This window comes from Chroococcidiopsis sp. SAG 2025 (assembly GCF_032860985.1).
Classification (GTDB): domain Bacteria; phylum Cyanobacteriota; class Cyanobacteriia; order Cyanobacteriales; family Chroococcidiopsidaceae; genus Chroococcidiopsis.
Genome location: NZ_JAOCNC010000001.1, coordinates 1,381,965 through 1,395,347, shown reverse-complemented (window position 1 = coordinate 1,395,347; position 13,383 = coordinate 1,381,965). Strand labels below are relative to the sequence as shown.

Sequence of the window (13,383 nt, the reverse complement as noted above, 5' to 3'; positions counted from 1 at the left end):
TATTTTTTAGTCATTTTCTGATTGATAGATAAATTTGCGTCGGTTTTCTTTTATTCTTACTGTTTTACTTGGGTTACTTGCATGGATATGATTTGATGTCACGCAAAGACGCTAAGGCGCTAAGAGGAAGAAATCTTCGTATCTGCTTTGTTCCCCTTGTTTCCCTTGTCCCCCACTCCCCATGTCCTATACTTTTGAGTCTCAACTAGAAGAGGCTGTCATCTCGGTGGCTGGTCTAACCTCATATATTCAATTATTGCTGGAACATGATGAGGTGCTGCGGCAAGTGTGGGTGGTGGGGGAAGTTTCAAGTCTTAACCGCCATCCTAAGGGTGTGTTTTTGACGCTGCAAGATCCAGAGACAAAAGCTGAGATTAAGTGTGTGGTATGGAATAGCCAGTTGTCGCGCTTGGCACAACTACCAGTGCAAGGGGAGCAGATCGTAGTTTTGGGTAGTATTCGCCTGTATCCCCAACGGGGACAATACCAACTGACGGTGTGGCAAGCTTTACCAGCAGGAGAGGGGTTGCTGGCGTTGAGACTGCGGCAGTTACGTGATCGCTTGGAGGCAGAAGGTTTATTCGCTCTAGAACGCAAGAGAACTCTGCCACCTCATCCTCAAGCGATCGCCGTTGTCACCTCACCGACGGCTGCGGCTTGGGGCGATATTCAAAAAACGCTCAAACGCCGCTATCCTGGTTTATCCGTTCTGTTTTCGCCTGCTACCGTGCAAGGAGAGCAAGCGCCGACATCTATAGTAAAGGCGATCGATCGCGTGGAACGAGACGGACGGGCGGAGGTATTGGTTCTTACCCGTGGTGGGGGCGCAGTAGAGGAGTTGGCTTGTTTTAACGACGAACGAGTCGTGCGGGCAGTAGCTGAGTGTTCTATGCCCGTGATTACGGGAATCGGGCATCAACGAGACGAGACTTTAACAGACTTGGTGGCTGATGTGTGCGCCCATACCCCTACAGCAGCAGCGGAACTCGTCGTCCCAGATTTAGCGGTTGTGTATGGCGAGCATCGGCAGAGGATAGAGACGCTACAGGCAGCCGTACAGCAACAATTGGATATAGCAGGCGATCGCTACTATTCTCTCAGCAGTCGGTTGGGGCGTTTGCGTTTAGACCGAGAAATTCAGCGCGAGATTGAGTTTTTAAATTGGAAAAAGCAACAGTTAATTCAGGTAACTCAACAGCGATCGCAAAAAGCACGGCAACACTGTCATTTATTAGCACAGAAACTTGCTAGCCTCGATCCTCATGCGGTATTGAAACGGGGTTACGCTGTAGTTCGACAAGAAAACGGTGCGATCGCTCGTTCGGCTGCTCAGTTAGCGCCAGGACAAGAGTTATTAATTCAGCTCAGTCAAGGAAACATCAAAGTTAAAGTTATCGAGAATTCTCAATCTAAAATCTAAAATTCTTAGCCCTACAGACAAAAGCCACTGACACAGGTTAAAACTTTCTACAGTATGTTGAATTCGTGCAGATGAACTAAGTTATTGTCGTCACGAATTTCGTTCGCTGAGGAAGCAATATTATATGAGAATTTCCGCAAAATTACATAAATTTATTTGGTTATTAATTTTATTTATATGGGTAGCTTTAGGGGCAATTTTTCTAGTACCACAATTAACTCTAAAGTTTACAGAAACAACACTTTCGCGATCGGCAGATACAGCTAGCCTTAATATCCCTAAAACTGATTCGTCAGTACCATCTGTTTCTTCATCACCTGTAGCGACTACCAACTCTATTAAATCAACACTCGTAGAAACTACTAATACCATCAAACCAATTATCTTTGCTAGTAATGCAATCGATCGCAATCCCATACAAAAAGTTTTTCCAAGCGATTTTATTTCAGCTAACGTTAAAACTCAATATGGTGCAAAAGGCGATGGTGTTACAGATGATACAGTAGCAATTCAAAAAGCTTTAGATGACGAACGCGACGAAGAACAAGATTATTTTGGCAAGCCAAAAGCTCTATATTTTCCGGCTGGAACTTACTTAATAAGTAATACCTTAACTTGGAAAGGATGTTGCATGAATTTACAGGGACAAGGGGCAGGAATTAGTATTATTAAACTCAAAGACAAGACGAAAAGTTTTGGCGATCGCACTGCTCCTAAACCAGCGATACAGACTATAGATGGTAATATGTCATTTCGTCAAAATATTACAGATTTGACAATAGATACGGGAAAAAATAATCCAGGTGCGATCGGGATAGACTATATTTCTAATAATTTTGGTTCTCTGTGGAATGTCTCAATTCGCTCTGGTGACGGACAAGGAAAAGTTGGTTTAGATATGTCGAGACAATGGGCTGGACCTTGTTTAATTAAAAATGTTAAAATTCATGGATTTGATTATGGTATTGTCACCAAAAATTTAGAATATGGTCCTACATTCGAGCAAATTACACTTCAACAGCAAAAAGTAGCAGGTATTCTAAATGATGGCAATACTTTAGCAATTCGCAAACTTCAAAGTATCAATTCTGTACCAGTAATCCAAAATCAAGCCAGAGTTGGGATGATAATTGTTGTAGATGGCAATTTTCAAGGTGGTGCGGCAAACATTAGTGCTATTGATAACAACGGTTATTTATATGCTAGAAATATCAATACTAGCGGTTATAAATCTACAATTCGTCATAAAGAAAGTATAGTTTTTGATACAAATGTCAGTGAATATGCCTCTGACAAAATTTATAATCTGTTTGATAGTCCAAAGCGATCGCTCAATTTACCAATTGAAGAAACACCAGTTTTTGAAGATAAGGATCTAACTAATTGGGAGGTTTTTTCTCCTCAATGGTACGGAGAGACTGATTCTTTACAAGATGCACTCAATTCAGGTAAATCGACTATTTATTTTCCTTTCGGTACGTACTTTTCTCATGATAAAAAAGTTTTCAAGGTTCCGGCTTCAGTTCGACGTATTGTCGGCTTTTCGTCTATTGTGAATGGTGGTGGAATTGTACTTCGCGTCGAGCAAAATAGCGACAAGCCTTTGATTATCGAACAATTTGGCTATGGAGTCGCAATAGAACACGCTTCACCGCGCACTGTTGTTATTCAGCATGGTGGCTACGAGTACAAAGACTTTCCAAAATCTGGCAAGCTATTTTTAGAAGATGTAGGAGTTAGTTTACGGATTAACTATCCCCATCAAGTTTGGGCGAGACAGTTAAATGTTGAAACTTTAGATGCAGCACGTACTAAAATTGAAAATAAAGGCGGGACGCTCTGGATTTTGGGACTAAAAACGGAGGGTAAGGGTTCTGTAATCAATACTACTAAAGGTGGTAAAACAGAAGTTTTGGGAACTTTAATCTATCCAGTACATGACTTTACTGCTCAAGAAAAGCAGGAAGCTGCATTTATTAGCAATAACTCTAGTCAGTCATTAATCTATTCCGTTAGTGCTTACGGTGAACACAAAAACTATGATATTCAGGTGGAAGAGACTCGCAATGGCGTGAAGCGCCAACTACTGAGTAAGGATTTTTCTGGTAGAATGCCTTTGTTTGTGGGCTATAAATAGCGAAAAAATTCAAAAGTAGTAGGGTGGGTATTGCCCACCTATACTATTATTGAAGTAAGCTTACTAATATGTAAAATAAAAGTTCGTTTAGCAAACTCTCTTATTCGCAAATTCTTTTGATATGTCTCGTAATTCCAATTCCAAAACTCAATCAAACACTTCACCTTTACCCGATGCCTGGAAATATGAAGCGGTTGTAGCAGAAGTCGAGTCAATTATCTCTCGGATTGAAACAGGTGAGTTGGAATTGGAAGAAGTATTCGATCAATTTACTCAAGCTGTAGAGCAGTTAAAACAGTGTGAAACTTTTTTGCAACAACGACAGCAACAAGTCGATTTACTAATTGAAACTTTGAATAATGAAATGTAACTAAACAGTTTTTTGCGTTCTCCTTTGTGCCTACTCTACAAAAAGTTGCTTTGCGTCTTTGCGGCTTTGCGTGACATAAAATTATATCTTTAAACGTTAGCCAAATATACTCAAATTCAAATTCTGAGCGAGTTGCTGTATTAAGAATATACCAGCTTTGGAATTACCCGTTTCGTCTAAACCAGGACTATAACATGCGATCGCACCTTGAGTCGGTACAATTGACAAAATTGCCCCACTAACCCCCGATTTTGTCGGTAAGCCTACTTCTGAGGCAAACCGTGCTGAAGCTTGGTATAAACCACAAGTCGTCATAGTTGCATTTACTATACGACGGTTTTGGGGCGCGATCGCGTCATGAGCTTGTACGAGTAACATTCCTATCCGTGCTAAGTCAGCTACCGTACCAGCTAAACAGCAAACATGATTGTACGCATCTAGAGTAGTTTCTGGCGAGTGAATATTGCCAGATTTGGTTAATAGTCGAGTTATCGCAAGGTTGCGATCGTTAGGTAAAGAACGCACGGAATCAAGCATTTGGTTATCTAAAGTTAGCTGACAACCTGCGGTTTGATTCAGCCACAAACGGAGATTTTCACAGCGAGAAAATGCATTGATACCTGGGAGGATAGAACAAAGTGCGATCGCGCCACTATTGATCATTGTATTGCGAGGAAAACCTTCATCCGCTATCAGTTGAGTCAGAGAATTGAAAGGTAGATCGGAGGGTTTCATTCCTACTTGAGAGAATACTACTTTTGCACCTAATTGCTGTAACAAAAATAGCAAAATAAAGGGCTTTACCACACTCATTAACGGGAAAGTACAATGAGTATCGCCTGCGTTATAGCTTTGTTCTGTCACAGTTTGAATTTGCACGGCTAACCAATTTGGATTAACCTGAGCTAATAGAGGAATGTAGCTAGGTAATTTGCCTTCTTGAGTATGCCTGCGTGCTTGCATTACCCAAGTTTCTAGTTGCGTCTGGCTCAGGGAATTCAACGTTTTTCTGTTATACAAGGCTATTCAATGGGGTATAGTCCGTATAGTCCATAATCATCTTGCAGTATAATCTGACCTGACTCCAACCCATCAGCATATTTCTGAAGCCACGCACGCAAGCTTGAAGATACAATCTCTCTATCGCCCGAATCATGATACATTGTAATGATTTGCCCTACAGTTTCGCCATCTGCTGGATCTAAATCTAAGCAATCATGATTACCAGCTCCATCGTAGGTAATTGGAATCCATTTATCGTTCCACCAATTGTTGCGAATTCCTACATCAGGATCGCTTTCATAACCTTCAAATTCTCCAGCATCAAGAAGATCTTTCCAGACTTCCCATTCTTCTCGAATCCGTTCGAGTGATAAAAACTCTCGTCCCTCGAATAATCCTTCTTTATAGATAGACTGACCGTTGTGAATGCGATACGATGCTTTTACATCTTCAGGTAGCTTGATAGAGAGTATTGCTTCAAGCTCGGCAATTTGAGCCTCAGAAGCACCAGATTGTAATGTCTCAAAAATGTGTGGTGTGTTGGCTTGCAGCCATGAGTCTATCCGTTGCCAAATCTCTTCCATAAAAGATTTTGCTAAAATCTTTAACTCATCTCAAAAATAGACGCATCAATCAGCAGATAACTCCTCACGATCTTTACTATACAAGCTGCCATCTTTACGAGTGAAAACCCAACCTTCTGCACTCGATTTTGCCATGAGATCGACATCGGGATAATCAGCTTCATCGTTAGGAGTGCGATCGCCAATCTCTAAATATACTGCATCTGAATTAGAGCGATTGATTAAATGATGTCCGTTCGCAACCCCAGCCGGAAAACCTGCTGACATACCTGCGGTTAAAATTTGTTCGCCTTCATCAGTAACTAAAATTAATTCTCCTGACACGACAAAAATAAATTCATCTTGTTTTGTGTGCCAATGCCTTAAAGCAGAATAACTTCCAGGCATCAATCGTGTTAAATTTACGCCAAAGTTTTTCAGCCCTGTTGCATCACCCAATCGCTTTCGATAACGTCCTGCTACAAATGATTTAAACTCTTCAGGATAATTAGTTCCCGATTTTTCCAGGATATTTTCAGGATTAATCAACATTTCTTTATCTATATCTGAGCAACTTAAACAAAAGTTCACTAAAAAGATCTCAGAAAATCCTCGGCAAATTCACCTTTAGCCACAGCCGATACACTACCAGTCATAAAAACGCGATCGCCTTCTATTTCAACCTCAATTTCTCCTCCCGGCATATGTACTTTAACTTTATCATCGACTAAACCTAATTTATAAGCAGCACTCGCAGCCGCGCAACTACTACTACCAGAAGCCAAAGTATAACCAGCCCCCCGTTCCCAAATTTCTATCTGAATATTTTGGCGATCGAGGACTTGCAAAAATTGTACATTTATGCGCTTGGGAAAAATTGGATGATTTTCAATTTGAGTTCCCAAAGTAGTAGCAAGTTTCTGCGAAACTTGTGCTACAGGAATGACGCAGTGAGGATTACCAATAGACAGACAAGTTACCATTAAAGATAAGTTATCTAAGTGCAATTCAGTATCAACCATTTGCCGGGGCAAACCAGTTACAGGAATTAAGTCGCTTTGAAAAGTCACAGTTCCCATGTCAACTTTTATCAGTGTTGCTTCTGGGTTCAAAATTTCTACAGCAACTTCACCACCTAAAGTTGTTAAATAAAATTTATTTGTCTTAATATATTGCGCGTCAACTAAATATTTTGAAAAAATCCGAATCCCATTACCACTTTTTTCAGCTTCGCTACCATCAGGATTAAAAATTCTCAGTGCTATCTTTTCTTCTGTAAAAATAGGTCCATACAAGATCCCATCGGAACCAATACCAAAATTACGATCGCAAATTAGTTTAATCGCATTTTTGCTGAGTTTAAAATTAACTGCATTACGATCGATAACGATATAGTCATTCCCTAAAGCATGATATTTATAAAAATCAGTTGCCATTTGCAAAAAGTTAAAATTGAAAATTTAAAAGTCAAAATACATAATTTTGTCCGTAATGCTGTAGGGGCGGGTTTATCGACGAGCTTTGATAAAAATGAAGATCTTCACAAACCCGCCCTCTTTCACGTCAGGATCTTCACAAACCCGCCCTCTTTTATCCAACGGATCGCAATCCCAATTTTTCCAACACCGGACGGGTAGAAACAATATGTCGTTCTAATCCTAATTGTTTTGGTGGAATGCCCAACGCTAAAGCAATTAATTGTGGAAAATGTAAAACTGGCAAACCAAGTTTGCGTCCGATAACTTTTTCAACTTCTGGTTGACGAGAATCGAGATTGAGATGACACAAAGGACAAGGCGTAACCATACAATCTGCACCAGAGGCGATCGCATCTTGAATGTGCATTCCTGCCATTTTAAACGATTGTTCGGTGGCATAACTGGAAAGAGGCCAACCGCAACATTGCGTGCGTCCGCGATAATATACTGGTGTTGCTCCCACTGCCTCAAACATATTTTCCATTGCTTGAGGATTAAATGGATCGTCATATGGCATAGTTTTACGGGCGCGCAGCAGGTAACAACCATAGAAAGCCGCACATTTTAAACCGCTGAGAGATTTTGTCACTTTCTGACGAATTGCTTCAAAACCGTAATCTGTTACCAGCGCGTAAAGTAAATGCTTGACTTCCGTACTGCCACGATAGGGCGAACAGCCTTCTTTTTGGAGAAAACCGTTAACTTTATCTAGATAAGCAGGATCGTTTTGTTGAGATTCTTTAAGGCGATCGTCAACGTGAGCGATCACACCTTGACAAGTGCTGCAATGAGTTAAAAGAGGTAAGTTTAATTCTTCTGCTAAAGCAATATTCCTGGCATTAACAGTATCTTCTAGCAGTTGAGAATCTTCTTTAAACGTACCAGAACCGCAGCAAGCGGCTTTTTTTAGCTCTATTAGTTCAATTCCTAGAGCTTGAGTTAGTGCTTGAGTTGATAGGTGCAATTCCCGGCAAGCGCCCTGAGCGACACAACCAGGGTAATATGCGTATTTTAAAGCTGTAGATGACATAAGAAGGGGCTAGAGGCTGGGCTAGGGGATATATAGGGTGATATAACTCTAAGCTAACGCTTTTATAGTTTTAGATTATTGTTGATATTTCAGCTAGCTTTTTGATGTGACCTGCTAAATAAGTTCGTAGCAAAAAACCACTTCAGACTAAATCTCTACAGAAAGTTTATGGTTCGAGACAGCATAAATTCTCACCGTTTTCTTAGCCCCAGCACAAGATCGCCCCTTCTTCATCCCTAGCCCCTATCCTCCTCATTTGGTGACAATTAAGAAAATAGACCATCTGGAGAGATATACGATCGCGCTTTTCGATAAGATGAATATGCTCAAAAGCATTTTACCGAAGTTCAAGGTCTAGCAACTGGTTAAGGACAGTCATCGTATGAGCGAAACGGAAATTTTTGAAAAAGTAAAGAAAATCGTCACCGAGCAACTAAGCGTTGAAGCCAGTAAGGTCACGCCCTCGGCTCATTTTGCCAACGATCTCAATGCCGATTCTCTGGACACAGTAGAGCTGGTCATGGCTCTAGAAGAAGAATTTGATATTGAAATTCCTGATGAAGCAGCCGAACAGATCACCACGGTACAAGAAGCTGTGGACTACATCAACAATAAAGTTGCTACATCCGCGTAAGTGTTAGTCACTTGTCCTTTGTCATTTGTCTTTTGTTCGCCAGCAATGACAAATGACAAATGACAAATAGTTCACGGGTGAAGAAGCTGGCTGAGAATTGAGCTATGACAGATTTGGAAAAAAAACGGGTTGTGGTGACTGGTGTTGGCGCGATTACGCCAATTGGCAATAATCCAGTTGAGTTTTGGGAAGGATTGCAAAGCGGTCGCAATGGTATTGGTTCGATTACATTATTCGATCCATCACAGCATAGATGCCGAATTGCCGGAGAGGTAAAAGGTTTCGACCCGCAGCAATACATGGATGGCAAAGATGCGAAACGAATGGATCGTTTTGCACAATTTGGCGTTGCTGCAAGTTTACAGGCGATCGCCGATGCCCAGTTTACGATTAACGAGTTAAATGCCGAACAAGTCGGTGTCATGCTCGGTACGGGGATTGGTGGGATTAAAGTTTTAGAAGAACAGCAAACCATTTATCTCAATCGCGGACCCGATCGCTGTAGCCCTTTCATGGTTCCCATGATGATCGCGAATATGGCGGCGGGGTTAACGGCAATTCACGTCGGTGCAAAAGGACCGAACTCTTGCCCCGTAACAGCTTGTGCTGCGGGTTCTAACGCAATTGGCGAGGCATTTCGACTGATCCAGCACGGATACGCCCAAGCGATGATTTGTGGTGGTACGGAAGCCGCTGTTACACCCCTATCGGTAGCGGGATTTGCCTCGATGCGGGCGCTATCTTTCCGCAACGACGATCCAACCCACGCCAGTCGTCCGTTCGATCGCGATCGCGATGGTTTTGTGATGGGAGAAGGGTCGGGAATTTTATTACTGGAAGAATTAGGACACGCCCTGAGTCGGAAAGCCAAAATTTATGCTGAAATTGTCGGCTATGGCATGACTTGCGACGCTTACCACATGACGGGAATAGCCCCTCAAGGAGAAGGCGCAGCCAGGGCGATCGCTCTGTGTCTCAAAGATGGTGAAATTAAGCCAGAGCAAGTAAACTACATCAACGCTCACGGTACGAGTACCCCAGTCAACGATCCGAGCGAAACAGCGGCAATTAAAACAGCCTTGGGTGAAGCAGCTTATAAAGTTGCCATCAGTTCCACCAAGTCAATGACGGGTCATTTACTCGGCGGTTCGGGAGGAATTGAAGCAGTTGCGACAGTCATGGCGATCGCCCACGATCGGGTTCCGCCTACAATTAATTTGGAAAACCCCGATCCAGAATGCGATTTAGATTACATCCCAAATCAAAGTCGCGCTCACACCGTCAACGTTGCCCTATCCAACTCCTTCGGCTTCGGCGGACACAACGTTACCCTTGCATTTCAAAAATATATCTAAGGGAATAGTGGTGATTTTGTAGAGACGTTACATGTAACGTCTCTACACTGCTCCCTCAAAAAACTTGCATGGCGATCTCGAAGTATGGGACGATCGCTTATGCGTGCTGAGGGCGATGCCAACCGTTTAGCACCTTATGTATTGAGCCGCAACTGCGAGCTGAACTGTCGTTAACAAACTAGAAATTATGGCTGTTGCAACCCAATCCCTTGAAGAACTTTGTATTAACTCAATCCGCTTTCTGGCAATTGATGCCGTAGAAAAGGCAAAGTCGGGTCATCCTGGGCTGCCGATGGGTGCTGCTCCGATGGCATTCGTGCTTTGGGATCGCTTCATGCGGTTTAATCCTAAAAATCCGGCTTGGTTGAATCGCGATCGCTTTTTGCTGTCGGCAGGACATGGCAGTATGTTGCTGTATGCCCTGCTCTATTTAACTGGATATGAAGATTTAACTTTAGATGACCTCAAGCAGTTCCGTCAATGGGAATCAAAAACCCCAGGTCATCCAGAAAACTTTATGAATCCAGGGGTAGAAATTACCACTGGTCCATTAGGACAGGGAATCGCGAATGGTGTGGGAATTGCGATGGCTGAGGCTCACCTAGCAGCCACATTCAACAAACCCGATTTCCCCATCATCGACCACTACACCTACGTCATCTTAGGCGACGGTTGCAACATGGAAGGTGTTTCTGGCGAAGCTTGTTCTTTAGCCGGACACTTGGGACTGGGTAAGCTAATTGCTCTATATGACGACAACCACATTTCGATTGACGGTTCTACCGACCTAGCGTTTACAGAAGATGTTGGGAAACGGTTTGAGGCTTATAATTGGCACGTCCAAGTAGTAGAAGACGGTAACACAGATCTAGATGCGATTCAAAAAGCTATAGAAGCAGCAAAAGCCGTCACCGATAAGCCTTCTCTAATCAAGGTGCGGACAACCATTGGTTACGGTTCGCCCAAGAAAGCCGATACTCGCCACGCTCACGGCGAAGCTTTAGGCGAAGATGAAGTCAAAGCCACCCGCGAACATTTAGGTTGGAACCACCCGCCGTTTGAAGTACCAGAAGATGCACTTAACCACTGGCGTAAAGCGATCGATCGCGGTGCAAAACTCGAACAAGAGTGGAACCAAATGTTCGATCGCTACAAACAGCAATATGCTGACGAAGCTCGCACCCTAGAACGGATGCACGAAGCAGAACTGCCCCCAAACTGGGATTCAGTTCTGCCCACCTACAAGCCAGAAGATAAAGCGATCGCTACCCGCGTTCACTCCGGTAATTGCTTGAATGCGATCGCGGAAGTGCTGCCAGAATTGATTGGTGGTTCTGCTGACCTGGCTCCTTCTAACAATACCCTACTCAAGAATTCGGGCGACTTCCAAAAAGGACAATACCAAAATCGCTACATCCGCTTTGGCGTGCGCGAACACGGTATGGGTTCGATTTGTAACGGTCTTGCCCTAGATGGATCGGGGCTAATTCCCTACTGCGCTACATTCCTAGTCTTCACAGACTACATGCGGGCGGCGATTCGGCTTTCGGCACTGTCGGAAGCAGGCGTAATCTACGTCATGACTCACGACTCGATCGCGCTAGGTGAAGATGGTCCCACCCACCAACCAGTGGAACACATGGCAGCTTTGCGAGTCATACCCGATCTGTACGTGCTTCGTCCGGCTGACGGTAACGAAACTTCAGGAGCCTATAAAGTCGCGATCGAAGCAGCTAAAGGCAAGCGATCGGGCAACAAAGTCCGTCCTTCCGTACTCGCCTTAACTCGCCAAGCCTTACCCAACCTAGCTGGTAGCTCGATTGAAGGCGTAACCAAAGGCGCTTATATCATATCCGATAGTGATGGTACACCCGATATCATCTTAATCGGCACGGGTAGCGAAACTCAACTGTGCGTCAAAGCAGCCGAGCAACTGCGCGGTGAAGGCAAGAAAGTGCGAGTTGTTTCCATGCCTTGCTGGGAAATATTTGAAGAACAAACTCCAGAATACAAAGAATCCGTTCTACCTAAAGCCGTGAAAAAGCGGGTTTCTGTAGAAGCAGCCGTTACTTTTGGCTGGTGTCGTTATGTTGGTTCTGAAGGAATTGCGATCGGCATTGACCAATACGGTTCTTCCGCTCCAGGCGGCGTTTGCATGGAGAAGTTTGGCTTCACCGTCGATAACGTATTAGCAAAAGCTAAATCTTTGTTGGGTTAACGTTACTAGTACATGACATTTCTAGGGGGTTCCGGCGAGAACCCCTTTTTTATATTGAATAAAATTTAACGCGGATGGACGCGGATAGAAGAAAAAAGCTGCAACCCAAGATCTCTTAGCGCCCTTCTTTCTTCGCGTCTAACGCTTCGCTTCGCCTGCGGCTGGAGCGCCTTTGCGTGACACAAATCAATCACCCTCCTCCTCACGCACGATCGCCAACCCCAAATCTTTATAAGCAGCTAACACCCGCTCTGATACCGTTGGCGCAGTCACCAAATAAGTCAAAGCATGAATCGATTCCACTACATAGGATGCAGCCGTATCTAATTTCGCTGCTGTCGCCAACCCTACCACCTCCGCCGCCCTCGCAATCATCGCTCGTTTGATGTGTGCTTCGTTCAAATTCGTAACGCTAATCCCGATTTCTGGATGCAAACTACACACCCCCAACATGCATAAATCGGCACGAATCATTCGCAATGCTTCCACTGTCGCCGCGCCGACATTAACTATGGCTTTTTTATAAAGTTGTCCGCCCAACATCACGACTTCAATATAGGGATGATCTGCCAACGCAACGGCGATTGGCGGGCTATTTGTAACGACAGTTGCTTGTAAATCTAGCGGTAAATGACAAGCTACCTGAAGCGTCGTCGTACCCCCATCTAAAATTACTACTTGCCCCGCACAAACTAATTTTGCCGCAGCACGGGCGATCGCCTCTTTTTCTTTCGGTGCTTGTTTTTGGCGATCGGCATAACTCGCGATCGCGGGTGAAGCCAGCAGCGCCCCGCCATGTACCCGTTGCAACAAACCCGACTCTGCCAATTCCCGCAAATCTCGACGAATCGTATCCTCAGAAACATTCAACGCCGTACTGAGTTCCGATGACAGCACCTTTTTATCGCGGCGCAGGATATCTAAGATGTATTGCCGTCTCTCTGCGGTTAACATAATCGCTGCCTAAAATTACGTTTTCGATCTTGAAATTGCACCCTTATAAGTATAAACTCATAAACATGCAGGTTTTTGCATGTTAATAAGTGCTTATAACTGAATTCAGGCATAATTCAAGCATACTTATGCACGTTTGAAGTGTATCGATCTTGACTGCGCTGGCGTAGGAACAAGAGCCGATTGACTCGATTTCCACAGGCTGGTTTGCTGGTAGAAGCG

The 13,383-nt window shown here is 43.7% G+C and carries 12 protein-coding genes; 6 read left to right on the top strand and 6 right to left on the bottom strand.

Annotation, left to right across the window (positions count from 1 at the left end):
- Positions 1-181: 181 nt before the first annotated feature.
- The 3 genes from xseA (at position 182) to xseB (ending at position 3,927) form a co-directional block, all read left to right on the top strand.
- Positions 182-1,420, top strand: a complete 1,239-nt coding sequence (gene xseA / locus N4J56_RS06715) for an exodeoxyribonuclease VII large subunit (protein WP_317105752.1) — start codon at positions 182-184, stop codon at positions 1,418-1,420.
- 124 nt (positions 1,421-1,544) lie between these two features.
- Positions 1,545-3,557, top strand: a complete 2,013-nt coding sequence (locus N4J56_RS06710; protein WP_317105751.1) for a glycoside hydrolase family 55 protein — start codon at positions 1,545-1,547, stop codon at positions 3,555-3,557.
- 121 nt (positions 3,558-3,678) lie between these two features.
- Entirely contained in the window at positions 3,679-3,927 is a 249-nt protein-coding gene (gene xseB / locus N4J56_RS06705; protein WP_317105750.1) for an exodeoxyribonuclease VII small subunit, read from the top strand.
- Positions 3,928-4,023: 96 nt separating this feature from the next.
- On the opposite strand, the gene glsA is transcribed toward xseB, so the two are convergent.
- The 5 genes from glsA to N4J56_RS06680 all read right to left on the bottom strand — a co-directional run bounded on the left by glsA (position 4,024) and on the right by N4J56_RS06680 (position 8,000).
- The gene (glsA, locus tag N4J56_RS06700; RefSeq protein WP_317105749.1) at positions 4,024-4,929 is read right to left on the bottom strand and encodes a glutaminase A; all 906 of its coding nucleotides are present in this window, start codon (positions 4,927-4,929) and stop codon (positions 4,024-4,026) included.
- Positions 4,930-4,949: 20 nt separating this feature from the next.
- Complete coding sequence (locus N4J56_RS06695) at positions 4,950-5,513, bottom strand: SMI1/KNR4 family protein (protein WP_317105748.1); 564 nt, start codon at positions 5,511-5,513, stop codon at positions 4,950-4,952.
- A gap of 45 nt (positions 5,514-5,558) precedes the next feature.
- The gene (locus N4J56_RS06690; RefSeq protein ID WP_317105747.1) at positions 5,559-6,044 is read right to left on the bottom strand and encodes a cupin domain-containing protein; all 486 of its coding nucleotides are present in this window, start codon (positions 6,042-6,044) and stop codon (positions 5,559-5,561) included.
- A 38-nt stretch (positions 6,045-6,082) separates the two neighbouring features.
- Positions 6,083-6,928 (bottom strand): diaminopimelate epimerase, encoded by an 846-nt coding sequence (gene dapF, locus N4J56_RS06685; protein ID WP_317105746.1) that lies wholly within the window; start codon positions 6,926-6,928, stop codon positions 6,083-6,085.
- 154 nt (positions 6,929-7,082) lie between these two features.
- Positions 7,083-8,000 (bottom strand): CoB--CoM heterodisulfide reductase iron-sulfur subunit B family protein, encoded by a 918-nt coding sequence (locus N4J56_RS06680; RefSeq protein WP_317105745.1) that lies wholly within the window; start codon positions 7,998-8,000, stop codon positions 7,083-7,085.
- A 382-nt stretch (positions 8,001-8,382) separates the two neighbouring features.
- On the opposite strand from N4J56_RS06680, the gene acpP reads away from it, so the two are divergent.
- The 3 genes from acpP (at position 8,383) to tkt (ending at position 12,207) form a co-directional block, all read left to right on the top strand.
- Positions 8,383-8,634: an acyl carrier protein gene (acpP, locus tag N4J56_RS06675; protein ID WP_015153804.1), complete on the top strand. Its 252-nt coding sequence runs from the start codon at positions 8,383-8,385 to the stop codon at positions 8,632-8,634.
- Between the two features lie 104 nt (positions 8,635-8,738).
- Complete coding sequence (gene fabF, locus N4J56_RS06670) at positions 8,739-9,989, top strand: beta-ketoacyl-ACP synthase II (RefSeq protein WP_317105744.1); 1,251 nt, start codon at positions 8,739-8,741, stop codon at positions 9,987-9,989.
- Positions 9,990-10,176: 187 nt separating this feature from the next.
- Positions 10,177-12,207, top strand: a complete 2,031-nt coding sequence (gene tkt, locus N4J56_RS06665; RefSeq protein ID WP_317105743.1) for a transketolase — start codon at positions 10,177-10,179, stop codon at positions 12,205-12,207.
- Positions 12,208-12,393: 186 nt separating this feature from the next.
- Here the strand turns inward: tkt and N4J56_RS06660 are convergent, their stop codons facing one another.
- Positions 12,394-13,161: a DeoR/GlpR family DNA-binding transcription regulator gene (locus N4J56_RS06660; protein WP_317105742.1), complete on the bottom strand. Its 768-nt coding sequence runs from the start codon at positions 13,159-13,161 to the stop codon at positions 12,394-12,396.
- Positions 13,162-13,383 lie beyond the last annotated feature (222 nt).

Coding starts and splice junctions, on each gene's coding strand:
- xseA (WP_317105752.1), top strand. CDS start 182: ATGTCCTATACTTTTGAGTCTCAACTAGAAGAGGCTGTCATCTCGGTG.
- N4J56_RS06710 (WP_317105751.1), top strand. CDS start 1,545: ATGAGAATTTCCGCAAAATTACATAAATTTATTTGGTTATTAATTTTA.
- xseB (WP_317105750.1), top strand. CDS start 3,679: ATGTCTCGTAATTCCAATTCCAAAACTCAATCAAACACTTCACCTTTA.
- N4J56_RS06695 (WP_317105748.1), bottom strand. CDS start 5,513: ATGGAAGAGATTTGGCAACGGATAGACTCATGGCTGCAAGCCAACACA.
- N4J56_RS06690 (WP_317105747.1), bottom strand. CDS start 6,044: ATGTTGATTAATCCTGAAAATATCCTGGAAAAATCGGGAACTAATTAT.
- dapF (WP_317105746.1), bottom strand. CDS start 6,928: ATGGCAACTGATTTTTATAAATATCATGCTTTAGGGAATGACTATATC.
- N4J56_RS06680 (WP_317105745.1), bottom strand. CDS start 8,000: ATGTCATCTACAGCTTTAAAATACGCATATTACCCTGGTTGTGTCGCT.
- acpP (WP_015153804.1), top strand. CDS start 8,383: ATGAGCGAAACGGAAATTTTTGAAAAAGTAAAGAAAATCGTCACCGAG.
- fabF (WP_317105744.1), top strand. CDS start 8,739: ATGACAGATTTGGAAAAAAAACGGGTTGTGGTGACTGGTGTTGGCGCG.
- tkt (WP_317105743.1), top strand. CDS start 10,177: ATGGCTGTTGCAACCCAATCCCTTGAAGAACTTTGTATTAACTCAATC.
- N4J56_RS06660 (WP_317105742.1), bottom strand. CDS start 13,161: ATGTTAACCGCAGAGAGACGGCAATACATCTTAGATATCCTGCGCCGC.